This window comes from Sphingobium sp. (assembly GCF_033795625.1).
Classification (GTDB): domain Bacteria; phylum Pseudomonadota; class Alphaproteobacteria; order Sphingomonadales; family Sphingomonadaceae; genus Sphingobium.
The window spans coordinates 12,747-39,246 of record NZ_JARYGI010000005.1 but is presented as its reverse complement, the minus strand read 5'-3'; the positions used below and the strand labels follow the sequence as shown (position 1 = coordinate 39,246).

Annotated in this window: 24 protein-coding genes; 16 read left to right on the top strand and 8 right to left on the bottom strand. The window is 60.5% G+C overall.

The features are described from left to right. The first annotated feature begins 186 nt into the window (after positions 1-186). The 4 genes from QHC67_RS03825 to QHC67_RS03810 all read left to right on the top strand — a co-directional run bounded on the left by QHC67_RS03825 (position 187) and on the right by QHC67_RS03810 (position 3,449). A complete protein-coding gene (locus tag QHC67_RS03825; RefSeq protein WP_319291207.1) occupies positions 187-645 on the top strand; it encodes a copper chaperone PCu(A)C in 459 nt (152 codons plus the stop codon). A gap of 115 nt (positions 646-760) precedes the next feature. Further along, positions 761-1,525 carry a hypothetical protein gene (locus QHC67_RS03820; protein ID WP_319291204.1) on the top strand — a complete coding sequence of 255 codons (765 nt, stop codon included), beginning with the start codon at positions 761-763 and terminating at the stop codon, positions 1,523-1,525. Positions 1,526-1,695: 170 nt separating this feature from the next. Beyond that, complete coding sequence (locus QHC67_RS03815; RefSeq protein ID WP_319291201.1) at positions 1,696-2,457, top strand: ZIP family zinc transporter; 762 nt, start codon at positions 1,696-1,698, stop codon at positions 2,455-2,457. Continuing rightward, a complete protein-coding gene (locus QHC67_RS03810) occupies positions 2,454-3,449 on the top strand; it encodes a class I SAM-dependent methyltransferase (RefSeq protein ID WP_319291198.1) in 996 nt (331 codons plus the stop codon). Before QHC67_RS03815 ends, QHC67_RS03810 begins: the two co-directional genes overlap by 4 nt. Here the strand turns inward: QHC67_RS03810 and pncB are convergent. The 3 genes from pncB to QHC67_RS03795 form a co-directional block, all read right to left on the bottom strand. Beyond that, positions 3,438-4,742, bottom strand: coding sequence for a nicotinate phosphoribosyltransferase (gene pncB / locus QHC67_RS03805; RefSeq protein ID WP_319291462.1), 1,305 nt, complete (start codon positions 4,740-4,742; stop codon positions 3,438-3,440). The genes QHC67_RS03810 and pncB overlap by 12 nt on opposite strands. 5 nt (positions 4,743-4,747) lie before the next feature. Beyond that, a complete protein-coding gene (locus QHC67_RS03800; RefSeq protein ID WP_319291196.1) occupies positions 4,748-6,223 on the bottom strand; it encodes a protein adenylyltransferase SelO in 1,476 nt (491 codons plus the stop codon). A gap of 207 nt (positions 6,224-6,430) precedes the next feature. Further along, positions 6,431-6,916 carry an acyltransferase gene (locus QHC67_RS03795; RefSeq protein ID WP_319291193.1) on the bottom strand — a complete coding sequence of 162 codons (486 nt, stop codon included), beginning with the start codon at positions 6,914-6,916 and terminating at the stop codon, positions 6,431-6,433. A 206-nt stretch (positions 6,917-7,122) separates the two neighbouring features. Between QHC67_RS03795 and QHC67_RS03790 the strand changes: the two genes are divergently transcribed. From QHC67_RS03790 to QHC67_RS03780, 3 genes are all read left to right on the top strand, one after another. Then, a complete protein-coding gene (locus QHC67_RS03790) occupies positions 7,123-9,111 on the top strand; it encodes a PAS domain S-box protein (RefSeq protein ID WP_319291190.1) in 1,989 nt (662 codons plus the stop codon). Further along, positions 9,101-9,763 carry a response regulator transcription factor gene (locus QHC67_RS03785; RefSeq protein ID WP_319291188.1) on the top strand — a complete coding sequence of 221 codons (663 nt, stop codon included), beginning with the start codon at positions 9,101-9,103 and terminating at the stop codon, positions 9,761-9,763. The genes QHC67_RS03790 and QHC67_RS03785 overlap by 11 nt, the downstream gene beginning before the upstream one ends. Positions 9,764-9,881: 118 nt before the next feature. Next, positions 9,882-11,360: a sugar transferase gene (locus QHC67_RS03780; protein ID WP_319291185.1), complete on the top strand. Its 1,479-nt coding sequence runs from the start codon at positions 9,882-9,884 to the stop codon at positions 11,358-11,360. Here QHC67_RS03780 and QHC67_RS03775 read toward each other — a convergent pair. Genes QHC67_RS03775 through QHC67_RS03755 form a run of 5 tightly spaced genes read right to left on the bottom strand, consistent with a single transcriptional unit; the run spans position 11,357 to position 16,362 of the window. Then, positions 11,357-12,550, bottom strand: coding sequence for a glycosyltransferase family 4 protein (locus QHC67_RS03775; protein ID WP_319291182.1), 1,194 nt, complete (start codon positions 12,548-12,550; stop codon positions 11,357-11,359). The genes QHC67_RS03780 and QHC67_RS03775 overlap by 4 nt on opposite strands. Then, on the bottom strand, positions 12,547-13,275 hold the full coding sequence (locus QHC67_RS03770; protein WP_319291179.1) for a hypothetical protein: 729 nt from the start codon (positions 13,273-13,275) through the stop codon (positions 12,547-12,549). Before QHC67_RS03770 ends, QHC67_RS03775 begins: the two co-directional genes overlap by 4 nt. Further along, positions 13,268-14,437: an FAD-dependent oxidoreductase gene (locus QHC67_RS03765; RefSeq protein ID WP_319291178.1), complete on the bottom strand. Its 1,170-nt coding sequence runs from the start codon at positions 14,435-14,437 to the stop codon at positions 13,268-13,270. Before QHC67_RS03765 ends, QHC67_RS03770 begins: the two co-directional genes overlap by 8 nt. Beyond that, the gene (locus tag QHC67_RS03760) at positions 14,430-15,407 is read right to left on the bottom strand and encodes a glycosyltransferase (RefSeq protein WP_319291177.1); all 978 of its coding nucleotides are present in this window, start codon (positions 15,405-15,407) and stop codon (positions 14,430-14,432) included. The genes QHC67_RS03765 and QHC67_RS03760 overlap by 8 nt, the downstream gene beginning before the upstream one ends. After that, positions 15,391-16,362, bottom strand: coding sequence for a glycosyltransferase family 2 protein (locus tag QHC67_RS03755; RefSeq protein ID WP_319291169.1), 972 nt, complete (start codon positions 16,360-16,362; stop codon positions 15,391-15,393). The genes QHC67_RS03760 and QHC67_RS03755 overlap by 17 nt, the downstream gene beginning before the upstream one ends. 196 nt (positions 16,363-16,558) lie before the next feature. Here QHC67_RS03755 and QHC67_RS03750 point away from each other — a divergent pair, with 196 nt between their 5' ends. From QHC67_RS03750 to QHC67_RS03710, 9 genes are all read left to right on the top strand, one after another. Then, on the top strand, positions 16,559-18,196 hold the full coding sequence (locus QHC67_RS03750; RefSeq protein WP_319291168.1) for a hypothetical protein: 1,638 nt from the start codon (positions 16,559-16,561) through the stop codon (positions 18,194-18,196). After that, a complete protein-coding gene (locus QHC67_RS03745) occupies positions 18,193-18,927 on the top strand; it encodes a class I SAM-dependent methyltransferase (RefSeq protein ID WP_319291167.1) in 735 nt (244 codons plus the stop codon). Before QHC67_RS03750 ends, QHC67_RS03745 begins: the two co-directional genes overlap by 4 nt. Further along, positions 18,924-19,919: an NAD-dependent epimerase/dehydratase family protein gene (locus QHC67_RS03740; protein WP_319291166.1), complete on the top strand. Its 996-nt coding sequence runs from the start codon at positions 18,924-18,926 to the stop codon at positions 19,917-19,919. Before QHC67_RS03745 ends, QHC67_RS03740 begins: the two co-directional genes overlap by 4 nt. Next, positions 19,916-20,938 carry a glycoside hydrolase family 5 protein gene (locus QHC67_RS03735; protein ID WP_319291163.1) on the top strand — a complete coding sequence of 341 codons (1,023 nt, stop codon included), beginning with the start codon at positions 19,916-19,918 and terminating at the stop codon, positions 20,936-20,938. Before QHC67_RS03740 ends, QHC67_RS03735 begins: the two co-directional genes overlap by 4 nt. Continuing rightward, complete coding sequence (locus QHC67_RS03730) at positions 20,935-22,131, top strand: gellan polysaccharide biosynthesis protein GelF (RefSeq protein ID WP_319291158.1); 1,197 nt, start codon at positions 20,935-20,937, stop codon at positions 22,129-22,131. Before QHC67_RS03735 ends, QHC67_RS03730 begins: the two co-directional genes overlap by 4 nt. Before the next feature lie 13 nt (positions 22,132-22,144). Further along, positions 22,145-22,918: a polysaccharide biosynthesis/export family protein gene (locus tag QHC67_RS03725; RefSeq protein WP_319291156.1), complete on the top strand. Its 774-nt coding sequence runs from the start codon at positions 22,145-22,147 to the stop codon at positions 22,916-22,918. A 65-nt stretch (positions 22,919-22,983) separates the two neighbouring features. Continuing rightward, a complete protein-coding gene (locus tag QHC67_RS03720) occupies positions 22,984-24,327 on the top strand; it encodes an ATP-binding protein (RefSeq protein ID WP_319291153.1) in 1,344 nt (447 codons plus the stop codon). Positions 24,328-24,337: 10 nt separating this feature from the next. Further along, on the top strand, positions 24,338-25,705 hold the full coding sequence (locus QHC67_RS03715) for a GNVR domain-containing protein (RefSeq protein ID WP_319291151.1): 1,368 nt from the start codon (positions 24,338-24,340) through the stop codon (positions 25,703-25,705). Beyond that, positions 25,702-26,430 carry a hypothetical protein gene (locus QHC67_RS03710; RefSeq protein ID WP_319291148.1) on the top strand — a complete coding sequence of 243 codons (729 nt, stop codon included), beginning with the start codon at positions 25,702-25,704 and terminating at the stop codon, positions 26,428-26,430. Before QHC67_RS03715 ends, QHC67_RS03710 begins: the two co-directional genes overlap by 4 nt. The last annotated feature ends 70 nt before the right edge of the window (positions 26,431-26,500 follow it).

Here is a 26,500-nt window from a genome sequence, read left to right as displayed (position 1 = left end):
CCAAGATGTTCAGCGGTTAGCGGCCTTGCCCTGCACATCATGCCAGCACAAGTACCGTCTCGAACGTCGATATAGGGGGGCTTTCGCTTGGCACAAGAAGCTAAGCGCATTAGGGGAAACGCAACAGGGAAACCGACCGGAAACGGGACAGCCAAGGGAACTGCAAGAATGTCGGCCATATCAAGGATGTTTGGCTCCCTCAGCGTGCTTGCCGCGCCGATGCTGCTGGCGGCGTGTGCCGATCCTGCGCCGCTCTACGTCGATCAGGCGTGGATCAGGATCAGTCCGAACAAGGACACGCCGTCCGCCGGATACTTTGTGGTGCATGGCGGCGAGGCTTCGGTGGAACTGCGCGATGTGATTACCGACCGCGCATTGCGGGTCGAAATGCACGAGAGCACGAGCAAGGACGGCAAGATGACGATGCAACCCATCGAAGCTGTGCCCGTGCCTGCCAAAACTCAGGTAGCCTTTGCGCCGGGCGGTAAGCATCTGATGCTTTGGGGCGTCAATCCCGAAGCAGTGCAGCAAGGCAAGGTGCCGCTGACCTTCCTGTTCTCCAATGGCGATCGGATCATCGTGGACGCGATCGTGCAGAAGACGGGCGCCGCAGCCCCGGCAGGCGCGGAACATAAGCAGCATTAGACTGACGGTCGCTCGCGTCGATGGCGGCGCGGGCCACTTCTGAAGCGCTGTTCCGGGTTCGGGCCTTCCTCGTCTGTCTTGCGGTCTTCTGCGCCTCACTCTAGGCAGCAGGCCAATGCCTTCAGCATCCCCTCTTTACGGCTTCACGGCCAGAGGCGCCCCTCTGCGACGGCGCATGGTGCCATTGGCGCTGACGGTTCTCATCCATCTCCTTATCTTGCTGTTACTGCTTCAACTGGCTCCGCCGCCATTCATCAAGAAGGTTCAGGACAGCCTTCCGGTAACGTTCGACATCACACCGGGGCCGCCAGCACCGACCAGAAATCCAAAGACTGCGGAAAAGGCCCGTCGCGCGCCGGAAGGCGCTTCGGCCCCCGCTGTGAGCCAGCCTGTGATGAAGCCTTCGGAAACCCCGCCAACTCCCGATTTCCCGTTCATCACGTTGACAAAGGACGAACTTGCGGCTGCCGACATCGGGAAGCTTCCGACGCGCAAGAGCGACCAAAGCGGGAGCGGTGCTGGCAATGTCGGTGCCGGGCAGGATCGGGGCGCGGTCTCCGGCCCCGGCGAAGGTCCGGGCGGCGAGCAACTCTACGATGCCGACTGGTATCGCCGCCCGACCAATGCTGAATTGGCCACTTATATGCCAGCCAACGCGCCGAGCACGGGTTACGGCCTTGTCGCATGCAAAACAGTCGAGAACTATCATGTCGAGAATTGCCAGTCCTTGGGAGAGTCCCCACTGGGGTCTGGCTTTGCCCGCGCAGTGCGACAAGCGGCATGGCAGTTCCTTGTAAAGCCGCCCCGGATCGGCGGGCGATCGATGGTTGGCACATGGGTGCGCATCCGGATCGATTATGTGGAGGGTGCCGTCAAATAACTGTTTCGCTGTCCGGAACCAAAGGGAACTAGCTTGGTTCTTTGACGTGCCGGAACGCTGCACTTCCCCCCGCTCGCAGGCGTCGGCGCAAAAATCGGCCTTTTTTATTGGTTCCTGCCGCGTAGCCAACGTGTCAGCGGACTTTTTCTTCTATCGTGCGTTAGATACGTATGTCAGGTGCACTTGAAGCGGGAATGTGGGGTCTGATCGGCGGCTCTGCGCTGTTGATCGGCGCTGCCATCGCTTATGTCACGCACCTTCCCCAGCGGCTGATTGCTGCAGTTATGGCAGCGGGGGCGGGCGTGCTGATCTCGGCAGTGGCGTTCGACCTGATGGACGAGGCTTTTCAAAAAGGAGGCTTCGACTCGACGGCGGGTGGCTTCCTGGGTGGAGCCCTGGCCTACACTGCCGCCAATATCGTCATATCCCGACGGGGCGCGAAGCACCGCAAGCGTTCAGGTTACAGTCCGCAAGCCAGCCAACCATCGGCCGAGAGCGATAGCGGTCTGGCCATCGCCGCGGGTGCGTTGCTCGACGGCATTCCGGAGTCCGTCGTGATTGGCGTCAGCCTGCTTCAGGGCGGCAGCGTGCAACTTGTCACCGTTGCGGCTGTGTTCCTGTCAAACGTGCCGGAAGGCCTATCGAGTGCTGCGGGCATGAAGAAGGCGGGACGGGGCGCAGGATATATTTTCGGCGTATGGGGCGTGATCGCGCTCGCATCCGGAGTTGCTGCGTTGCTCGGCAACGTCGCCTTGGCGGGAGCCTATCCGGATGTCATCGCGGCCACTACCGCTGTGGCCGCAGGGGCCATATTGGCCATGCTGGTCGACACGATGATCCCCGAAGCGACGGAAAGCACACATGAATATTCGGGACTGATCGCCGTGATCGGATTTCTGCTGGCGTTTGTACTTACGAAGTTGGAGGGATGATGCACGCGCTGGTCGACATCGATAAGGTGGAAGTGCGGAGCGGGACCGGTAAGCAGCGGGACGCGGCGCTGCTGGCTCTGCTCGATCATCTTACGACTAATGGATATGACTTCGTGACGCCGACACCGGCGACGCAGGCGCGGGTTCTGGAGCGCTGGAAGGGGCGCACCGGCCGCTCGGTCAGGGATGTGCTCGGTTGGAGCCTGCCATTCGTATCAGGAGCCGTGGACACGAATATCGAAGAGCTGTTGTGGCAGGCCGGCGTCCTTGTCGAAGAAGAAGGGAGGCTTCGTTCCCGGATCAGGGTGTCACGGCTCAAAAGGCAGCTATTCATCCACTCCGCTTATCCGACTTCCGCGGAGGATGCCGTGTTCTTCGGGCCGGACAGCTATCGCTTTTCAGACTTGATCGAGGGAGAGCTTCAGCGGCTTCCCTGTGCGCCAGGGAGCCGGATACTCGACATTGGCACGGGGTCGGGCGTGGGTGCGATCATAGCGAGCAGGCTGGCGACGGACGCTGAAGTTTTCGGGACCGACATCAACCGCCACGCGCTGAGCATCGCCAGGATCAATGCGCGCGCGGCAGGGGTCGATCTGCACTTAGTAGAGGGCAGCAATCTGGCGGATGTCCAAGGCGCGTTTGATCTCATATTGGCCAATCCACCGTATATCATCGATCCTTCGAAGCGGGCCTACCGCGATGGGGGCGGGATGCATGGCGGGGAGGTTGCAGTGGATATGGCGCGCGCCGCCTTGCCGCGATTGAGCGAGGCAGGGCGGTTCATTCTGTACACCGGGAGCGCCATCGCTGAAGGCCGCGATTCACTGCGAGCGGCTTTGCAGGACGCTGCCGGGGAATATGGGTGCGATCTTTCCTATCGCGAACTGGACCCCGACGTCTTCGGCGAAGAATTGGAACAGCCTGCCTATGCCGATGTCGAACGGATCGCCGTAGTTGCGGCGATCTTCAGCGACCGCGCTTCACACGCGTAGCGCTGTTTCCGCACGGCCCGAAGTCCCAAAGACGCGGAGATAACGTTCGATCTTCCGAGGATCGCCGGTCGCCTTTGCGGGATTGTCGGAGAGCTTTACCGCAGGGCGGCCATTGGCATGCGTCACCTTGCAAACCAGCGAAACCGGGTCGAGTCCTGCAGCCCCATCCGTGTCGCAATCTCGGAAATCATTGGTGAGGTTGGTGCCCCAGCCGAAGCTCATCCGCACGCGGCCATCGAAATGGCGATAGGTGCCTTCGATGGAGTCCACGTCCATTCCATCGGAGAAGATCAGCAGTTTGGTGCGTGGATCGCGGCCATGACGCTTCCACCACGCGATGATCCGCTCCCCTGCTTCGATCGGCGGCGCGCTGTCGGGGCGGAAGCCGGTCCAGTCCGCCAGCCAATCTGGCGCATCCTTCAGCAAGGCGTCAGTGCCGAACGCGTCGGGTAAGGCGATGAGCAGGTTGCCATTATAGTGCTGCGCCCATTGCTCCAGCACTTGATAAGGTGCGTAGGCGAGGGCGCTATCGTCCTCCGCCAGGGCGGCGGCCACCATCGGCAACTCATGGGCGTTGGTGCCGATGGCCTCCAAATCCGCGTCCATCGCCAGCAACACATTGGACGTGCCAATGAAGCGGTTACCCAGTCCCTCCTTCAATGCCTCCACGCACCAGCGCTGCCAGAGGAAACTGTGCCGCCGCCGCGTGCCGAAGTCGGAAATGGCGAGATCGGGCAAGGCCTGCAGCCGCTCCACTTTGCCCCACAGCTTAGCCTTGGCGCGCGCATAAAGTACGTCGAGCGCGAACCGCCCTTTGTCGCGGAGCGCGGCGCGGTACTTCAGTTCATTGATGATGGCGAGCGCCGGGATCTCCCACATTGTCGTGTGGATCCATGGCCCTTCGAAATGCAATTCGAACTGGCCGTCGCGCTTGCGTAGATCGTAGGGTGGGAGCCGGAAGTCGGCGAGCCAGGCCAGGAAGTCAGGCGAGAACATCTGCGCCTTGCCATAGAAGCTGTTGCCGGCGAGCCAGATCAGTTCCTTCTTTGCAAAACGCACTTGCCGCGCCTGATCGAGTTTTGCGCGCAATTCACCTTCGTCGATGATGTCGGCGAGGCGGATGTGCTTGCTACGGTTGATGACCGAGAAAGTCGCCTGCACGTCAGGGTGCAGATGCCGGATCATCTGCAGCATCAGCAGCTTGTAGAAATCCGTGTCGAGCAGGCTGCGGACGATGGGGTCGAGCCGGAAGTTGTGATTATAGACCCGCGTCGCGATGTCCGTGACGGCCATGGTCATCAGGTGCCGCAGAAGGTCGCCCGCACGCGCTCGTGCTCCTGCGGTGGGTCCATATAGTGCGCCCATTCAAGCTGATCGTCATAAGGCTTTGCAAGGACCGTCAGCAGTTCCTCGAAAGGGGCAAAGTCGCCTTCCTCGACGGCGGACTTGATCATCGCCTCGATCCGGTGATTGCGGGGAATGTAGGCGGGGTTGACGAGGCGCATCAGGTCGCGGCGGTTTTCTTCTCCGGCTTCCTGCGCAATCCGTTCCCGCCAGCGCGCCAGCAACGCGTCGCATACGGTGGGATCGACGAACAGCGCGCGGATCGGTTCATCAGGGCTGCCCGGCGCTTCTGCATCGGCAAGCCGCCGGAAGAACAGCGTGAAATCAACCTGGTTCTGCGTCATTGCAGAGAGCATGTCGCGTGCCAGCTCCATATCGCCATCCCGCGTGGTGAACAGGCCGAGTTTGCGCATAAGGCCGGAATGATAGGCTTGTTCGAATTGGGCGGCGAAGCTCGAGAGCGCCTCCTGCGCCAGCTCGATGGCGGCCTCTTCTTCGTCGGCGAGTAGCGGTAGCAGCGTTTCGGCGAGACGCGTCAGGTTCCACTGCATGATCTGCGGCTGATTGCCATAGGCATAGCGGCCGCCGCGGTCGATGGAACTGAAGACTGTCGCGGGATCATAAGCATCCATGAAGGCGCAGGGGCCATAGTCGATCGTCTCGCCAGCGACGGACGTGTTGTCGGTATTCATGACGCCATGAATGAAGCCGACGAGAAGCCAGCTTGCCACCAGCTTTGCCTGAGCGGTGATCACGGAATCGAGGAAGGCACGGGCGGGGTTCTCTTCCACTGCCGCGTCGGGATAATGGCGGTCGATGACATAGCGCGTTAGCGTTTGCAGGCCCTCGACGTCCTGCCGGGCCGCGAAATATTGGAACGTGCCGACGCGGATATGGCTGGAGGCTACGCGCGTCAGGACCGCGCCCGGAAGAACCGCGTCGCGCATCACCTTCTCGCCCGTGGTCACGGCGGCGAGGGCGCGAGTCGTCGCGATGCCGAGCGCTGCCATGGCTTCGCTCACCACATATTCGCGCAGAACAGGCCCCAGCACCGCACGCCCATCGCCGCCGCGTGAGAAGGGCGTCCGTCCGGCGCCTTTCAACTGGATGTCCTTTCGGTGGCCATGCGTGTCCACAACTTCGCCCAGCAGGATGGCGCGGCCGTCGCCAAGCTGCGGCACGAAATTGCCGAACTGATGCCCGGCATAGGCCATGGCGATGGGCTCCGCTCCTTCGGCGACGCGTTTGCCGGACAACACTTCAAGGCCTTCGGGGCTTTCCAGCCAGTCCGCGTCCAGCCCCAGTGCGGTCGCCAGACCCCGGTTTACGCGGATGAGCACAGGCGCGGGCGCGACGGCAGGAGCCACCCGCGCGAAGAACCGGTCGGGCAGGCGGGCATAGCTGTTGTCGAAGGGGAAGTGGAAGGTCACGATGGCTTTATTCCTGCGGACCGAAATCGTCCTCACTTGCTGATAACACGTTCAGCCTCGCGGAGTTTCACCTTTTACAAAGCCGTAAGCCTTTCTGGGTGCGGCGTAATTTCCCCCCGTTTCTCGTGCGGATGAAAAGTCCAGCTCGAAGCAATACTTGGTCGCCGATGGAAGACGCTATATGCACAGGTCGACTGAAGCTCTGACCTATTGAGACGCAATTCTGCCCGATACTACAGCGCGCGGAGCGATCACTGCTCCGCTGCCTATCTCGGACGCATCCAATATGACGGCCCCTGCACCTATTTCGACACGATCTCCAATCTTTATGGGACCTTTGGATACAAGGCCCTGCTCCCTGATAGGTATGTCTATGCGATCGTAACGATAATTGACGCCCATGATCGTTACTGCTGATCCAATAGTGCAGTGCTCGCCGATCATCACTCCATGGATGTGCCCTCCAATCACTGCCCCTTCACCTATCGTTGTCCCGGAGCCGATGGAGATCGGTCCCTCGCTAGCCTTGATCTTGGCCCTCGGTTTTACAACGACGCCTTTTCCCAACCACAGCAATGAACTAAGCTCGACTTCTGCTCTATGGCTCACCTTCGCGCCGAACTTCAAATAAGCTAATACTGTAATGACATAAGGAGGTAGTAAGAACCTGCGCAATAATACGATTGGTCGCATTCTTATAGCTCCAATGATTTTCCTAATGAAATCAATATCAAATCTTTAAGTATCAGGCACCTTCGTGTTTACTGAATATACATATGTTATGGATGCGATAAGTGAATCCCATTAGCATTTATACAAATGACGAGTTAGTGAAACTTCCTTGGGGCCTAATTCACCTAGGTTAATCGGGAGGTAATTCGCAGATCAGGTGGGGTATTATGAACAGTATACAGAACTGTCGTACCTCGTATGGCGGTACAAAGGGGGTGCATCACCTTCTTTTGGCTCTCCGCACCATGTTTCATCAGCAGTCGAGCATTAGTAGCTTTGGTTTGCATGATGGAACTGCGCTAGGTCCGGTGCCCGGTTATGACAGTATAAAGATCTGGCATTACGCCTTGGTCTTGCTCGGAGTGGTTGCGGCAACAACACTTCGTTTCCTGATGGAACCTTTGATTGGCTCGACAGGCCATTATTTCTTTTACGTCGCCGCGGTTGTTGCCAGTCTGGCGCATGGAGGATGGAGTTGCGGGTTAACAGCCGCCGCTTTGTCCGTGCTTGTCAACGCTGCCATGCTTACGGGACAGCAGGATCTCTTAACCGAGATCATTCCACTATCTGCTTTGCTGGCCTGTTGCGTAGGCCTTGCAGTGTTTGCTCATCGGGAGGCGTTGCAGCGCGTCCGTACAGAAGAACGGGTGGGAGCGCGCGCGCGCGCAATTAGCGACTTTCGGCGACTGGCCGATAGCGCCTCGGAGTTCGCGATTTGCATGCTTGATAAGGCGGGCATGGTCGTTCACTGGAGCAAAGGGGCCGAAAACCTCACTGGCCGCCCTGAGTGCGATGCCTTGGCCCAAGGTCTCGAGATTTTTTATGCGTCCCAGGATATAGCGACGGGCCGGCCGCAGGCAGATTTGGAAGCCGCAAGGCGGCTAGGGCGCTACTCTGATGAGCGCCTATGCGCTCGTGTCGATGGAGAAACGTTCCTGGGGACGATCAGCCTGACACGCATTTGCGATGATCAAGGTGATATGCTGGGCTTCGGGGTTTCGCTTCAAGACATCAGCTCCGAGCGTGCCTTGTACCGGCGCATCCATACGCAGGAGGCGCAATTGCGCTCCGTTCTTTCCGCAGTACCTGAGGCGATGGTCGCCGTGGACAAGCAGGGCGTGGTCCAGATGTTCAGCGCCCATGCGGAACAGATGTTTGGCTATGGTGAAGATGAAGTCGTGGGACAAGCGCCGGACGTCCTGTTCGCGCTTCCCTGGAGCAAGCGCGTCACGCATTATCTTCAGTCCCGGCAGAACGGCTCGGTTTGCAAGCCGATGCGACTTATCGCCGTGCACCGCAACGGCGCGCTTTTCCCGGTTGAAGCCACTTTCGGCATAGCCGACACCGCTTCCGGCCGTTGGATAACCGCATTTCTGCGCGACCTGACAGAGCAGGAGGAAACACGAGCCAAAATGGAAGCCTTGCAGATGGATCTGCTGCACGGCTCCCGGCTGGGCGCAATGGGCATCATGGCCTCGACGCTGGCGCATGAACTGAACCAGCCGATGACCGCGATGACCAACTATCTGGAGGGTTGCCGCGCCCAACTGAGCCGGATGCAGGGAGAACCCATCAAGAAACTCGACGAGATACTCGCTCGCGTGTCCTCCGAAGCTGTGCGAGCCGGACGCATCATCGGACATATTCGCGAGTTTGTGGCGCGTGGCGAAACGACTCTCTCCATCGAGAATGGCAATGAAATCGTCACCAGCGCAGGAACCCTCATTGCTGGCGCTGCGAAGCAGGAAAATGTCACGATCGACTATGTCCTGGACGATGTCGGATCGGTATTCGTCGATCGCGTTCAGGTTCATCAGGTGCTGGTCAACCTGATCAATAATGCCATCGATGCCATGCGCGAGGGAACCTGTGCGAGCAGGCGCATCACCGTTTCCACGCATGTGCAGGACGAGGAATTCGTGCGGGTTGCCGTTCAGGACCGGGCCGGTGGACTGCTGCCAGAGGTGAGGGACCGTCTCTTTCAGGCCTTCACGAGCGCCGGCAAGGAAACCGGGCTCGGCCTTGGCCTGTCGATCTGCAGGACAATCGTAGAGGCGCATGGGGGAAGGATCTGGGCTGAGAGCCTTGAGGATGGCGGCACGCGATTCAACTTCACCCTGTGCAGATTTGCAGGAGAGCTATCCCATGCCGCATAACCTTGTTCATCTGGTCGATGACGAAGAAGAAGTGAGAGCGGCGACCACTTTCCTGCTGGAATCCAACGGCTTCACGGTCAAGAGCTGGAAAAGCGGCAAGGCTTTCCTGAATGCGGCGCCGCGTGCACAGGCTGGATGCGTGTTGCTGGATATTCGGATGCCGGAAATGGACGGGCTGGAAGTGCAAAAGCGCATCCGGGAACTGGATCTCGATCTGCCGATCATCATGTTCACAGGGCATGGCGACGTGAGCAGTGCGGTGCTGGCAATGCGGGCTGGCGCCGTAACGTTCCTTGAAAAGCCACCCGAACGCGACGCACTGGTGCAGGCAGTCCGCGACGCCTTGAAGCGCCTAGATATTTCGGACGGCAAGGAAGCGGACGAACAACATGCCCGGCGGCTGGTCGCGAAACTCAGCGAACGCGAGCGTGATGTGCTCAACGCCCTCACTCGCGGGCTACCCAACAAGTTCATAGCCTATGATCTGGAGATCAGCCCCCGGACAGTGGAGATCCATCGCGCCAACCTGATGGCGAAGTTGGGGGTTCGCAGCCTGTCGGACGCATTGCGCATAGCATTTGCGGCGGGACTTGCCAGCGACAGCCTGCAGCATCTGAACGGCTCTCATCGCGTAAGTAGAGCACGCGAGTAAAAGCACGTATTGAGAAACAAAAACAACAAGCCCATCGTTTAAGAATAGGTGGGGAATTTCTGAGCCCTGTCGAAAAAGAAGTCGCAAATATTCAAGCGATAACCAGGGCTGGAACAGTATGCAGCACTTCAAAAAAGATGCAGCTCAAATATCTGGTGGTGGCTCTACTCCGGATCATCTGCACTTCCTAAAGCCTGACCAGTTCTTCCCGTCAGAGAAGCCTTTTGACGGTCAGATCGTGCCTCTGGAGAAGGCGCAAAGCTTCCCATTCGACAAGCAAACTACGCGGATACACCTCGCGCTCATGGCTGTGCTGCTGGATACCGTGGCAGTCTATGGAGGATTCTCTCTCGGCGACCTGGCCCACTGGGGAGCGCGGGCAGGCGCCAACACGAAGATGATCATGCTGTTGACGGCATTGTTCCTGATGATCAACTTCAGTGCCAAGGCGTTCAACTTTCATGGACTATGCTACCGGGTGTCGGGCGTACGTCGCTCGCTCGGGTCGTTGTGCGTCACCGTGCCCCTCGCTGTTACCATCGTGTCCTACATACGCCCGCAGCATGTGCCGGGACCGATGGCGCTCGTAGCAGGGACGGCGTGCTCTGCGGTCCTGCTGTGGCTCGGCCGGCATGCCGTGGACTGGACCATGCGATACGTCATGCCCGATGGTCCGACGAACAAGCTCGTTCTCTGCGATGGCGTGCATCGCGTCGCCAAGCGGGGCGAACTGGTGATCAACACCCAGGAACATGCGATCTACCCCATTTTCAATGACCCGGCGATGCTGGACCGCATCGGCCAACTGGCCCGCTTCGCCGATCGCATCATTGTCGCTTGCCCCCCTGAGCGCCGCCAACTCTGGGGCCTGGCACTGAAAGGCGTCGGCATAGATACCGAAGTGCTGTTGCCGGAGCTGGATGCTCTGGGACCTTTGGACCTGCAGAAGTTCGACGGCGCGACCACAGCAACCATCACGCGAGGGCCCATGCGGTTGCGCGACCGCGTGATGAAGCGGGCCTTCGATCTAGCGGTCGTGGCGGTCGCTATTCCATTGGTGCTGCCCCTGGCCCTGCTGACCGCCTTGGCCATCAAGCTCGATGACGGCGGCGCAATCCTTTTTGCCCAGCGAAGAGTGGGCCATGGCAACCGCCTCTTCAGGCTGTACAAGTTCCGGTCGATGCGCAGCGAACTGCTCGATCATGACGGCAAGCGATCTGCCAGCCGGATAGATGCGCGAGTGACGCGCGTGGGCAGGCTGCTTCGGGCTACGAGCATCGATGAGTTGCCGCAGCTTATCAATGTGTTGCTGGGCGACATGAGCATCGTCGGCCCACGTCCGCACGCCATCGCCTCCACGGCGGGCGAAGCCTTGTTCTGGGATGTGGATCAGCGATACTGGTTCCGGCATGCCGCGAAACCGGGCCTTACCGGCCTTGCACAGGTGCGCGGCTTCCGGGGCGCGACGGCGAGCCCCAACGACCTCATCAATCGCCTGCAGGCTGATCTGGAATATCTGTCGGGATGGTCCCTGCAGCGGGACCTGCGCATCGTCCTTGCAACGTTCCGGGTGCTGACTCACCGCAACGCGTTCTAGGCAGCGGGCAATTGCAGTCCCAGTTGGGGCTTGGCCGGAGCGGGGGCGAGCAGACGATAGGCTTCCTTGATCCGCCCTTCGAAAGCTTCGAGGCTGAACTCCGTCTTGGCCCGTACCGCAGCGGCCTGCCCCAGCATTGCCCGCAGAGCGCCATGCGTCCGCAGCGTTTCCAGTCCCTTGGCCATCGCTTCGGCCGTAGGCGTCACCAGCAAAGCCGTGTCGGCGTCCAGTACTTGCCTGTGGCTCTCAATATCGGTTGCGAGGATCGCTTTGCCTGACGCCATATAGGAATAGATTTTCATCGGCGTATTGACGCCATCCCGCCGCGGTGAACACAGGATATCCGCCTGCGCAAGATACTGCTGGAGCTGCTTTAGCGGCCGCGTCCCCAGAAAAACGATGTCACGGTCGATACCCGCGCTGGAAGCCTTTGCGCGATAGGCGGCTATCGAGGCATCCGTGCCGCCGATGACGATCAGGGTGCAGCGCTGTGACGAGTCGATATGCGCCTGCGCTTCCAACAGGAGGTCGAACCCTTGGTAGGATTCAAGATTGCCCACGTAGAGCGCCAAGGGTTGGTCCCTCCGCGCATACTGTCTCAAGTCCTCCGCGGGCGTTCCCCCTGCTTCGGGCGCAAAGGCTACATCCGGCAAAACGCGCACTTTGGTTTCCATGGTATGTTCTTCCGCATGGCGGGCGATGGCGGGACAGACGGCCAACACCATGTCGCTGCGCCGGAAGGCCCACGCTTCGGCAGCACGCGCCATGGCATTGACGGGTCGTGCTCTGGGCCACTTTTGCGCGATCTGGTCGCTCATGATGGAGTCGGCGTCATAAACGATCCGCGCCTTCGTAAACGGTCTCAGCAATAGCGCGATGAACACCGCTTCCTCTACTGCATGGATCACGTCATAGCGGTTCGCGCGGACCAGACGGAAAGCAGCGCGAGCCAACCAGAGATCGCAGATCAGCTTCTTCGCTGAAAAGCCGATGGGCACGGCGCGCGCACCGGGCGGGGCGGAAATCCGATAATGACGGAGGCCCGTGATGTCGACATCTGTCCCTTCATGATAAGTGAGCAGATCGACCTCGTGCCCAAAGCTGATGAGCGCTTCCACCGCCAGCTTCACGGCGATCGGTGTGCCACGCTCCGCGAAGAAGGGCTGCGGGGCGATGAACAATATCCTCATCTCAACCTCAAACGAATTTGATCGCGCCCGAAGCGCGCCACGGATGCTGTTTGGCCGAACGGGACGAGGGGCTGTGCCGGGTTGCGCAATGCCCGTTTCAAATCGCGCACCGGATGCTCGCGGGTCAGGCTTGCCGAGAGGATCGTGCCGAATGTGCCGATCCGCTGGGCGCTGCCGGGCAGGGGCAGGGGATCGGAACCGGACAGGATGCGTGCCGAGGGTGAGGCGTTCATTGGCCAGAACGATGGACGCCCCCCATTGTCGCCAAGGAAAAGCGTTCCCTTGGGATATGTCGCAATAAGATCGCGGACGAGCTGGCCACGCTTGCCGAGCCATTTTCCCACACCCCATGGCAGGACGACGATGGCATCTTGCGCGAGTAGTCTGGAGACCAGGGCTCGGGCGGGCAATCCGTCGTCCACCATGTCGATGCAAGCGAGGGCCAGGACTTCCAGTCCTTCCTCGCTGACGATCTGCCGTCCTGCAATGACCAGCGCAGGGTCGGCGCGATTGCCGATCCACAAGGCTTCCGGCTCCGCGCTGGGTTCCAGGTGTTCGCGTAACACGCCAAAGACATTGCGCCCTGCCTGCTCTGCCAGCATCAGTGCCACGGCTGATGTTCTGCCTAGCGTGTCGTACAACTGCGCGCAGGCGGCCTTCACTTGTGTGACGGCGTTGGCAGGATCATGCAGATGCACATGCGCATCGATGGCTATCTCAGGCATTCTGAAGGACGCCAGTTCGGCTCGTCTTCTGGACCTTCGCGGGCCACAGCCGCGCCGCGAGGCCTTCGCTGGCTAGAGGCGCAGTGGTGAGCTTGCTGCTCAGCAAGATGTGATAGCCGGGCCCCAATGGTTGGAGATGGCGGTCCGCCGACGTCATCTGCACGCCCGTTCCGTCCGTGTCGGGCAATAGTCCAGCCGTGACGGCGGAAACCATGCTTCGTTCGAAATCGAGGGCAGGGAGGCATTGCCGTAGTTCCGAAAGAGCCGTCTCCACGTCCTGCTCGCTGGTGCGCGGTTCGCGTGTTCCGGGAGCGGGCCGATAAAAGGTGCCGGCGAGGATCTGGCCCCGTTGCTCCCGAAGGAAATAGCTGCGGCCCGAGCCAGGCACGCACGACACCGCAAGGGCGTTGCCCGAAGGCGGCGGAGCCATGTCCAGCAGCAGGTTATAAGCCAAAGTGGCGCTTGTCGGCGCAGGGATGCCCTTCGTGGAGGAACCGGGCCAGTGTCCCGCATTTGCTCCGCGGCAATCGATGACGGTATCTGCGTGTATGCTGCGGTGGCTATCGGTGGTTCGATCACGCATTGTGAGGCCGCGCACCTTGCAGTCGCACAACAGCCCTTCGGCTTCCTGGTTCAGAAGTATCGTTGCTCCCCCGGTGCGCGCGCGCATCGCCATTTGCTCCAGCAATGCGTCCGCGTCACGCAGTTCGAGATCATGCCAGAAAGCCGCGCCGATCAAGCCACGCTCCGGCACGGGGAACAGTTCGAGCACTTCGTTCCGCGTCATCGTGCCAGCGGCAAGTGGAGCAGCGGGCGCGTGTAGCAGCGTCTCCATCGTGCGCTCCATGCCACGTGCAGCCGCGAAGGCTGCTGGCGAACGCGCTTTGCCCGCATAGAGCGGCATGACGCATTTTAGCGGGCGGACATGATCGGGAAACCGTTCCATGAACCAGCGCTGAGCCCGGCGCGACCGATGCCAGCGGGCGACGTTCAGCGTCTGCAGATAGCGCAGCCCGCCATGGACGATGCCGTAGCTGTTACCGCTTGCTCCCCCGCCAAGCCCGCCGCGCTCGATCACGATTGGCTTTATGCCGCGCTCGACCGCGGCCATCGCCATGCTGAGCCCCTGTATGCCTCCGCCCAGGATGACGACTTCAGCCAAGCGTCTTCTCTTCTTCGACGATGGTGTCGATGTGGTAATGGGTGCGGCCATCGTTGCGCGTGAACAGAACGATTTCCGCCACAAGACCAATGGCGGCAAGCTGGATGCCGACGATCACGAGAAGTGCGTCGAGGACCAGCAGCGGCCGGTCCGACATGGGCACGCCCGTCACCTGCCGCTCGTACAGCAGGTAGACCGCGAGCAAGGCGCTGAGGACGATCGATGTCGCCCCGACCGTGCCGAAAAACCGAAAGGGTTTCTGGATGAAGCGCAGCAGGAAAGCGACGGCAAAAAGGTCGAGAATGACGTCCAGATAGACGGCTGGTCGGTGCTGTGGTCGCCGGGCGTCGCTGCTCGCTTGTGGCACCGTGACCTGGCCGACCCGGAAGCCGTGAAGTTCCGCCATCAGCGGCAGGAAGCGATGCTGTTCGTCCTGGATCGGAACTTCGTCCAGCACACGGCGGCGGACGGCACGGACCACGCATCCCGGATCGGCGTACCGGGAGCCGGCGACCTTGGCCAGCATTTCGAAGCCCCAGCTGCGCAGCCTGTTCAGCGGACGGTCGTGCTTGCGGTCGCGGCTGGCTACCACGATGTCTTCGGTCTTCAACTGGTCGATCACCAGTCCGATCGCGCCGGGCTCGATCTGGGAATAAGCGGGCAGGAACAAAATCGACCCGCCGATGGCGCGCCGTGTGCCTTCACGCAGGCACGCCGCTTCGCCGAACTCACGGTTGAAACCTACGGCCCGGACCGGTGCGCCAGCCTCCGCAAGCCGATCGGCCATCGTCGAGATCTGGGGATAAGGTCCGTCGAGGACGTATATGATTTCATAACTGCGCCCTGTTTTTTTCAGAGCCTGAGCATAGCTGGCATAAAGCGTCTCGGGAGGATCGAACCTCCCCGTGACGGGGATGATCACGGACAGGTCGACGGGGGGCGTGAGCTTGAGCTTAGTTACCGTTGCCATGTTCATCTTCACCACTCCGCAGATGCGCCACGCGGGCCGACAAAGTCGCACCGAGCGTCGCATAGTTTGAGACACGCTGGTTCGAGGAGGCCAAGAGCTGGCCGACCATCCCCCAGCTTATGAGTATGGCTGCTAGCGACAGCCAGAGTACGCCCACGGTCAGGTAAGGCAGCGAGATGCGCGCATCGGCCGCAAACCCGGCGACCAGCGACAGGAAACCCAGGGCGAGAACCACGCTCGTCAGCGGCGAATGCCAGGCGGCCGGGCGGCGCGTGAAACTGAGCAGCATCCGCACCGAAAGAATGTCCAGCATCACCTTGTAGATCCGTGAGAAACCATATTTCGAGACACCGAAGCGCCGCGGATGATGATTGACTTCGATCTGCGCAAGGCGCGCGCCGGCCAGCCGTGACAGAGCAGGAATGAAGCGGTGCAACTCGCCATACATCGGCAGGTTCTTGATGAGCGATGCGCGGAAGGCTTTCAGCGAACAGCCGCTGTCGCGTACCGCGACACCCATGAGCTTCGCCATGATCCCGTTGGCGATCTTGGAGACGAAGACGCGGGCGGCGCCATCCTGCCGCTTGCGGCGCCAGCCGGTCGCAATGTCATATCCGCTGTCTATCAGTTCGACGAGGCGCAGGACGTCGGCCGGGTCATTCTGAAGGTCGCCATCCATCGTAACGATCACGTCGCCGCGTGCATGCTGTATCCCGGCGGACATCGCCGCGGTCTGGCCATAATTCCTACGGAATTTGATCACGCGTAAATGGGGGTCTTGCGCCGCCAGGCGTTCCGCGACCGCGAAAGTGGCATCGGTGCTGCCATCGTCCACTAATATAACTTCATAGTTACCAACATATGATAACAACGCTGCGGAAATTTGCTCTACCAGAAGTGGAAGATTCTCTTCTTCGTTGAAAGAGGGAACAACTACAGAAAGATAAACCCCCATAAATCCCCCGATTTAAACAACAATCTCGCGGTGATATGTCTTATACTGTAGATGGGTCGAGATAGAACTTATACTAAGTAAGGCACGTAGGTATTCATACCTAGTGCTTATCTACCAGTGATCTGCCACTCTTCTTTCCATAAGATTTACGCTGCGCCGCACAATGGCGATTCGATCGTATCGTGGGGAACTCCAGATGACTGTATCGACCAAGATGCCGATACCTTTCCCGAAGCGAGCGTTGGCGTTGAACATCGGTACATTTCAGGCCCCTCTGCTGTTTCTCGCAGTGGCCGCACTCTATGCCGCGACGATCAGTACGACGCCGGTGCGTGTCGATGAATATTACACGCTGTTCGCAGCCCGGAACTGGGCCGAGCATTCGAATTTCGCCATTCTGGACGGGGAATATACGCGGGCCCGTCTGTTCACGATAATGGTGGGGGCGACATTCGATTTGTTCGGCAGCGGAAGCCTGTTGATCGCACGGGTGCCTAGCGTGCTTCTCGCCGCTGGCGTTGTAACGCTGCTATATGTTTGGGTAGCACGTCATGCGGACAGGACGGCGGCGACGGTGGCGGCCCTGCTGCTGGCGCTTTCCGGGTATACGCTGGATGTGGCGCATTTCGCCCGCTTCTATGCGCCTCAAGCGTTGGTCGTGCTTGGAGCAGCCATCCTGGTTCATGCCGCTGCGGCCAAGGCCGGAAGCGCCATGGCGATACGGCTGGCGGGAGCGGTGGCGTTGCTGGCGCTCGGCTATCACCTGCAGCCGACCACGCTCATTGCTGCAGCCGCGCTGGCGGCGTGGTTTGGGATTGAACGGTTCGATGTGATCAAGGCGAGCGCCCTGCGCTGGCCGTGGGCGGCCGCTGCGGTAAGCGTTTTAATAGTCAGTTTCATGCTCCTGTTATTCCCGCACCTGATGCAGCGCTTTCAGTCTGCGTCGGTGTGGGCGCAGGACCATGCGTCCGATCGCCTGTTCTATCTGCGGGAGTTCTCCCGTCAGATCCCATTGATACTCATCCTGCTTCCGATCGCCGCCGTATTAGCCGTGATTCAGGATCGCCGCCTCGCGCTTCTCGGCATCCTCATGGTTGCTGTCACGCTGCTGGCGCATTCATTCGCCGCCATGAAGGCGGGCCGCTACGTCTATTACGCGATGCCGTTCGTGGCGCTGCTTTTCGGGCTGGCGCTGACGCGGCCAGTCCAGGCAGCGGTTACAGCCCTGAAGCGAGCCTTCAGGTCCCTTGGCGTCGGTCCGGAAACCAGTGCGGTCTTTGCCGTGGCTGTGCTCCTGGCAGTTGGCCTCGCCACATTGCTCCTCAATTCCAGCTATCGGCATACGGCCGCCGCACTGCGTGAGAGCATCACGGCGTTTCGTGGCTCTGGGTATCTCGCTCAGCCTGCAGACCCGATCTGGGATGAGCAGGCGCAAGCGCTACGGGCCGCCGTAAGGAGCGACGACTTTCTGGTCGCATCCGATGATTTGCGCACGATCGAGCACATCCGGCCGCATGACATGCTGATCAATGCGAGCCACTTGAGCGACCTGAATACGAGCAAGGATTTCACTAGGGATGTGCGCACGGGCCGCCCTATCCTTGGCAGTGTGGCGGGTCTGGACCGTCTGATCGATTGCCGGGCTGACGGGTTGATCGTAGTGGACGATGCACATTGGCGGACTGCCAAGGGTGTGCCGCCTGCGGTAGCCGACCGGATCGAGCAGCGCACGTCCCCGGTGCAATCCCCGGTAAATCACTTCCGCTTGTTCCGCTGGCATCACCGGCCCAGCACCTCCTGCCCATGGGCCAGCGTCGCGGGAGGCGCTGCATGATCGCGCTGGATTTTACCTGGCCAGATGTCGAGACATCGTCTGATGCCTACGCAGGTCGCTTTTCGGGGGACGCCGGGGCCTATCTCCTGAAAGTCCAGAATCAAGGTGTAGAAGCCTTGCTACAGAAGGGGCAGGGGACTGCTCCGCTCCGGTCGGCGCTCGATGTAGGCGGAGGACACGGCCAGCTCGTCGAAACGCTGCTTCGCAACGCAGGACGAGTGACGGTTCTTGGCAGCGATGATTGCTGCGCAAAGCGGATCGCTCATGGGCCGTTTGGCAACCAGGTCGAGTTCCGACAAGGCGAGCTGCTTGCCTCCCCATTCGATGATTGCAGCTTCGATCTGGTGACGAGCATCCGGCTGCTCGCGCACATGACACATTGGCATGTACTGATCGCCGAGCTGTGCAGGGTCGCGCGTCGCCATGTGATCGTGGACTATCCTACGCTGGCAGGGCTGAACGCACTGGCCTTGCCCGCTTATCCGCTGAAGCGTGCGATCGAGGGCGATACCCGGACCTATCGCAGCTTCTGGCCAATGCAAATCAATCGGGCATTCGCTCGTCATGGTTTTCGTCCAGCAGGAACGATCAAGCAGTTCAGCATTCCGATGGGCGTACATCGATTGGCAGGGAAACGCGTAGCCCCGGTAGAGGAAGCACTGCGAGTCACTGGTATCACTCACCTGATCGGCAATCCGGTTCTCGCCCGGTTCGACAGGGTGTCTGCATGAACGCCGAAGCGCTCCCCATAGTCGCTATCACCGGCGCGTCAGGCTTCACCGGCGGAGCACTGGCAAGCCGCCTGACCTCCGAGGGCTATCATGTTCGCGCCTTATCGCGCCGTGCGCCCGACGATGATGTGGCGACGCGCGCTACCGACTGGCTTATTGGCGGCCTCACCGATCCGGATTCGATAGCGCAGCTGGTGAAAGGCGCCGACACCTGTTTCCACATTGCCGCGATGTACCGGACGGAGGGCCCCGCGGAGGAATTCCTGCACATCAATCGCGACAGTACCGCGCTGCTGCTGAAGGCTGCGCGTGATGCAGGGGTGCGCAGGTTCGTCTATTGCTCGTCCATTGGCGTCCACGGCGATGTGCATAGTGGCGTAGCCGATGAAACAGCGCCTTTCTCGCCGCGCGATCCTTATCAGCAGAGCAAGCTGCTGGCCGAACAGCTTTGCCGCGAGCAGATGCGCGAGCCGGGCATGGAGATCGTCGTGGTCCGTCCCTGCGGCATCTACGGTCCGGGCGATACGCGAATGCTCAAGATGTTCAGCATGTTGCAGAAGGGCACCTTCGTTTACGTGGGGCAGGGCAAGTCGCACTTCCATCCAGTGTATATCGATGATCTGGTCGAGGGATTCATGCTGGCAATGCGGCAGCCCGCGGCCGCCGGTCAGACTTTCATCATTGGCGCGGCCGAGCATCTGCCACTGCGCGACTATGTGGCGACGGCGGCGCGCGCCCTGAACGTGCCTGCTCCCAAGCGTCACCTTCCTTATGGGCCCGTGAACGCGGCGGCCAGGGCCTGTGAGCTGCTCTGTGCGCCCTTGAACGTCGAGCCGCCTTTGCATCGGCGGCGGCTGACCTTCTTCAAGCATCACCGCGCCTTCACGATCAACCGGGCGCGGTCGCTGCTGGGCTATGCGCCGAAGGTCGGGCTGGCCGAGGGCTTCAGGCGCACCGTAGACTGGTATAGAAGCGAAGGCATGCTGCGATGAAAGCGTCGCCTTCCTCCCCATGCGCCAGATTGACGATCCTGGTAGCTCTGGCTCTGTGCACCGCCAACAGCGCGCCAAAGAAGCGCCCGATTGCCGGTGTCAATCTGGCAAGCGGCGAGTTCAACTCGAAACGCAAGCCGGGCACCTACGGGAAGGACTATGTCTATCCTGACGCCAAGGTTGCTGCGCCGTTCGTCGCTAGCGGGATGAAGATCGTGCGCGTGCCCATTCTATGGGAACGCGTGCAGCCGGTGGCGAGCCAACCCCTTGCCCGCGACGAGATGCGGCGGCTCGACAAAGCGCTTGCCGCAATGAACAACTTCGAGACGATCATCCTGGACGTCCATAATTACGGAAAGCTTGGCGGTCAGCGGCTGGATCATCTGCCGGACGGAAGCATGTTGCTGGCCAATCTGTGGCGTCAACTCGCCGAGCATTACAAAGGTAACGACAAGATCGCGTTTGGCCTGATGAACGAGCCTAACGGCATTCCTGCTCAAACATGGCGCGGGATGGTGGATGACACGGTTGCCGCCATTCGCCGCACGGGCGCCCGGAACCTGATTTTGGTGCCCGGAACGTCCTGGACTGGGGCGCACAGCTGGACGAGGGGTGGCCCGAACTCGAACGCGGCCGCCTTCACCGGCTTTCGCGATCCCGGCGGTAACTTCGCTTTCGAACTCCACCAATATCTTGATGCGGACAATAGCGGAACGACGGAACAGTGCGTCGAACCGGCCGTTGCCGCCTCCCGCCTCAAGCCCGCCACCGAATGGCTGCGCAAGAACAAATATCGCGGCTTTCTCGGGGAATTCGGCGCCGCATCCAATGCTCCCTGCCTCGAAGCACTCACGATGCTTCTGCGGCAAGTCGAGCAGGGATCGGATGTCTGGATGGGCTGGGCATATTGGGCGGGGGGGGCGTGGTGGAAAAGATATCCAATGAGTATTCAGCCGGAGGCCGGGCAGCAAAAGCCACAGATGGCCGTGCTGGCGCGGTTTATCGGGGCCGGAAGATGATGCGGCCCCGGTTCGTCGGTTTGATTGTTGTCTGCATTGGAGCAGCAAGCCACGGCACCGCATCTGCGCAAGTCGACATGCCGCCCGACACGCTGGTAATCCAGCCTACGGTCCGCGCCACGTATGACGACAACATGCTGAAGCTCAGTCGGCTACGCGCGCCGGATGAGCGCGACGATCTGCGGATCACGCCGTCGATAGACTTCACTCTCCGGCGCTTGCTGGGTGGGCGGCATCAGGTCACGCTGACGGGGCTTGCCGGCTATGACCTGCACCGTAATTTCAAGTTTCTCAATCGCGAGAGGATAGAAGCCACTGCCGAAGTGGACTTCGTTGTCGCGGGGTCATGTCGCGCTCGTCCGGCGGCCGCCGTGAACTGGGCTCAGGCCAACCTGTCCGATCAGGGCTTCGTCGTAGGCAACACGCTGCGGCAAACGGATCTGGAATTGACATTGTCCTGTCGTCGGGCCGCCGGGCTGTATCCCACCGTGACCGGGCGCATAAGCCGCGCGACCAACACTGCGGAATCGCGGGAAATCTTCAATCTGCATAACGAATATGTAAGAGCGGGGATCGGGTATCGCGTGCCCAGCATCGGCGACCTTGTGGCGTCTGTGGAATATGAACGCTTTGATCGTCCAAAGCTCAGGTCGAGGCTGGGCATCGACGATCGCACCGGAACCTGGCGATATGGGCTATTGTTCACTCGCAACGTCGCGCCGCGCATCAGCTTCAGGGCAGCCGCCAACCACTTCAGGGTTAAGCCCCGCGCTCCTGCCATCGCCGATTTTTCAGGTTTCGGGTTCGAGGGCGGGGTGGATGTCCGGCCATCGCCAGCTCTGGCCATTGCCTTCAGGGCAGGGCGGGCAGCATCCAGTCAGGGAAATACGGGCGCAACCTACATCATCCTGACCAACTGGCAGGTGTCTGCCTCCTACAAACCAGGCGCGCGCACGGAGTTCCAGCTCGGGGGAAGTCTGCGGCATCGCAACTTCAAGGATGAACTGTTTATCGACACGCCGTTCCCGAGGGACTTCGATCGCACCGCAACCGTCAGGCTCGGCGTGACACGTGCGCTGAACCAGAAGATCAGGGCCGGGCTGGCCGCCAGCTACGAACGGCGCTCAGCCAACATCGACTATTACGAGTATAAATCGGCGTCGGTCACTGCACAGATCGGCGTACGTTTATGATGGGAGATCGATCATGAAAATGCTTGTGCATGTGGCACTCCTGCTTGGCACTGTGGCTAGCCCGATAGCTGTGCACGCAGCGATAGAGGCGACATCTGCCAGCTATACGCTCGGCATCAACGACGAAGTCCAGGTTTCGGTCTTCGGCGGGCATCCCATCGACGTCAAAACCCGCGTCAAGGAGAATGGCGGCATCACCCTGCCCATGCTCGGAGAAGTGCAGGCGGCCGGGCAGACCGCAAATCAGCTGGCCAGCAACATCGCGCAGAAGCTGAAGGCTGGCAGTTATTATGTGAACCCCATCGTCAATGTGGAGATCACAAGCTTCGTCAGCAATTCCGTCACGGCGTTCGGTAGCCTTCAGCAACCGGGGCTCTATCCGATCGACAGGCCATTGACGGTCGCGATGGTGCTGGCAAGAGCGGGGGGAACGCGGAACGACGCCGCGGATTACGTGATCCTGCGCCGTAAGGGCCAACCCGACAGACGCGTGATCCTGGATGAATTGGCGAATGGCAGCGATGAACCTCTGATCGCGGGAGACTCCATCTTCGTTCCGGCCGCGCCATTGCTGTACGTCTACGGCCAGGTCAACAAGCCGGGGAAGATCGAGATACGCTCCGGAATGACACTGCGCCAGGCCATAGCGGAAGCAGGCGGTCCCACGCTGGCGGGTACGCAAAAGCGGATCACGCTGACCCGTGGCCCCACTACGCAAAAGAAGGTTCCTCTGGATACGCCGGTTCAGGCTGGCGATGTCTATTTCGTCAATGAGAAACTGTTCTGATGGCTGGGGCCGCTCCCGACACGCGGCGGACCGTTGCTGGACGTCGAAGATCATGGGGTACTCCCATGTCGTGGTTCAAGCGTCTGTTCGCGCCGACGCCTCCAGTGCGGCCGGTCCTCTCAGCACCTGCTCGACAACCCTTGGCTCAGGGAAGTGCACCCGGAGGGCAAGCTGGCAGGACCGCGGCGCCACCTCCCGCCTCACCCAAGATCCGGCAAGGCCATACCTTCGATGCGCTCACCGATCCGCGCCGGCGCAGGGTCAGCATCAACTTCAACAGCACACAACCGGTGCAAAACCGTCGCGACCTGTACGGGCGCGCTGAGAAGCTGGAGGCCCTGTTCGATGCAGTGGTCCTGCGCGAGCAGCACGCGTTGATCTACGGCGCGCGGGGATCAGGCAAGACTTCACTGGTCCGGGTCTTCGCGGACTATGCGGACCAACAGGGATTGGTCATCATCTATACCGCGTGCGAGCCGCAACAGAGCTTCGCCCAATTGCTGAAGCCCTATCTTCAGACGATCCCGCGATCGTGCATTACCGAGGGACGCGATGTCCTGTTTCGCGATGCGCTGCGGAACCTCTCGGACAACCTTACCCCCCGAAATGCAGTGGATTTCCTGGAGGAGTTCACGACGCGGCGGCTGATTTTCATCTTCGACGAATTCGACCGAATCCTGGGGCGTGAGGTTCGGCTGGAATTCGCAAGCTTCCTGAAGTTGCTGGCAGATGCGCTGCTGCCGGTGCAGGCCGTGCTCGTGGGGATAGGCGGAAATCTGGCTGATCTTATCACCGACCATCCTTCGCTAAGGCGCCATCTCACGGCCATTCCTATCGGCCGAATCAGCGCCAGTGCGGTGCAGGAAATGATCGACGTGGGGGCAGAGCAAGCCGGCCTCCCGTTCGATGCTGCGAGCAAGGAGCTGATCGCGAGCCTGGCCTGCGGGTCGCCTTATCATGTACGGCTCTTTTGCGCGCAGGCTGGGCTTCAAACGCTAAGGCGCGGCCGCGACACCGTGACATCTACCGATGCGTTGGCTGGCATCCTCGCTGCCACCGAAGATTGGGCGCTGATGAGTGACGAAGACGCGGCGATCTTCAGATATCTGGCGGAGAAGAATGCAGCGCTGCATCATGCGTTGGCGCATGTCGCGCGATCTGCGGCGATGCTGGACGCCGTCAGCATGCCTCATATCGTAAGGGAGTTGCCGGGAGGGCAGGCAGAGCAGGCGATCCAGGCATTCGGCCCAGCCCTCCAGCGACGCGACGACGGACAATATGTGTTTAGGGATTCTGGCGCGCCTCAGTTCTTCCTGGCGTTGCTGCTCACCCACACGCCCAGTCGGGCAGATACACCCGACAACGTCATTCCCTTATCCGAGACAACGCGTCTCGGGCATGTAGTTTGAAAGGCCGCTCATGCATTTGGCAGACTTGATCCGCGCGGTACTTGTCCGTTGGAGGCTTGAAGTAGCGATTTTCCTTGGAGTGCTGCTTCTCGCGGTAATCTGGATAGCCGTCACGCCGCGGACGTACATCGCCAGCGCCAGTATGCTGGTGGACTCTCGTGCGCCGGACCCTGTGTCAGCCGAGCCCTCGCAAAGCTCCAAGGCAACCTCCACTTTAGCCACCGAGGCAAAGATCATCCGCAGTGAGGCTATCGCCAGTCAGGTGGCGGACAAGCTTGGCATGAAGCAGCGCCCCGACCTCAAGGAGCGGTGGATGGAGGAGACGGGCCGCGCGCAGACCTACGATGGGTGGTTGGCACGGGGGTTGTTGTCCGGCCTTTCGGTCGCGACCAGCGAAACCGACAATGTGATGACCTTGTCGTATAAATCGTCGGATCCCCAGAAAGCGGCTCAAATGGCCAATGCCTTTGCCGACAGCTATGTGGATGTCCGCCTGCGGATGAGCACTGATCCGGCAAAAACTTACGCCGACTGGTTCGAGAAACGGATTGCGGAAGTGCGCGCCAAGTTGGTGTCTAGCCAACAGGCCTTGTCGGACTTTCAGCGGGCCCGGGGCATCATCTCCACTGGATCGATAGATGCCGAGAGCACGCGGCTGGGTGAACTGTCGTCCCAACTGTCGAATGCCGAAGCCCAGGCTGCGGATGCGCGGGCGCGCGCCAATGTGGGCGGATCGGCGATGCCCGAAGTGCAGACGAGTGGCGTGATCCAGGGGCTGCGCTCACAAATTGCATCGAAGTCCGCGGTGGTGCAGCAAATGCGCTCGGAGCTTGGTAGCGCACATCCTATGATGCAGGCTGCTCAGGCGGAGCTGTCCGAATTGCAGGCGCGGCTGGCAAGCGAAACGGGGAAGACGGCTGGGATGCTGGGTGCAGCAAGCGCCGCTTCCACTTCGAGAGAAGGCCAGATCAGAGGATTGCTCTCGGGCCAGCGCAACAGGATGCTGGCGCAGGCCGCTGACCGCAGCAAGCTGGAAGTGCTCGAAAGCGATACGGCTTCTGCACGCAGGGAATATGACTCGGTCACGCAGCAACTCGCGTCGATGCGGCTCCGCAGCACGGTTCCGGCGACTAACATCCGGCTTTTGGACAAGGCGGAGACGCCGATGCTGCCGACCAGTCCTGACGTCGTCATGCGACTGCTGATGGCGATGATGTTCGGGCTCATGTTGGCCGTGGGCGTAGCGGTTGCGCTGGAATGGCGGCGGCCGCGCATCCGGAACGTGGCCAGCCTGGTTCATCTTACGGGAGCGCCTGTCCTGGGCACTGTGCATGTGACACGGGCGCTGCCCCAGCCTAGCGGGGAGGCGACCACATGAGGCTCAAATCATCAGAAAGCACGGTTCGAATCCACGATGTTCCGCTGGCGCATGACGCCCGGTTCGATGAGGAGGAAGGTCGCGGGGAGGGGGCGAGCAGTTCGGAAGTCGACCTCCTGCTCGAGCTCGACCCTCATCTCGTGGCCGCGCTGTCACCCGATGACCCACTTGCTCAAGCGGCGCGGAATTTACGGGCGATGATCTCCGCGGCGCGACTGGAAAATGGCGAGCGCCCGAAGGTGGTGGTGCTTCTTGGCGCGGATGCAGATGCGGAGACGGCGCTGCTTAGCGCCAATGTCGCGATTGCCAGTGCCCAGTCGGGCTGGCGTACTTTGCTGGTCGACACGGATTCCGCCGATCCCGTTCAACATCGGCTGTTTGGGCTGCCATATTACACTGGCACCGGGCAGGACGATGGCGGCGAGCCGGAATTGATCGTGCGCGCAAGCTCCATTCCTCGTCTCGCGCTTGCGACCGCCAAGCATTCTACTTCCGCATCCGCCTCAGTGCAGATGCATTCTGCGCTCAGGCAGGTCACGGAAGATTTTGATCTCACGATTGTCGACGCAAGTCACAGAAGCAGATCGTCGGCACCTACATATGGAGCCGATGCAGCTGTAGTAGTATTACGTAGAGACTTTACCGCTGTGGCTGATACTCAGGAAATAGTACATAGTCTTCGAACTGCCGGTACCGCGGTATTAGGGACATTTATGTTCAAGTAGATGTCAGATTTCACGAACGAGTGAGATATTCATGCACATTTTGCACGTGACTCGCCAATATCTTCCTGGC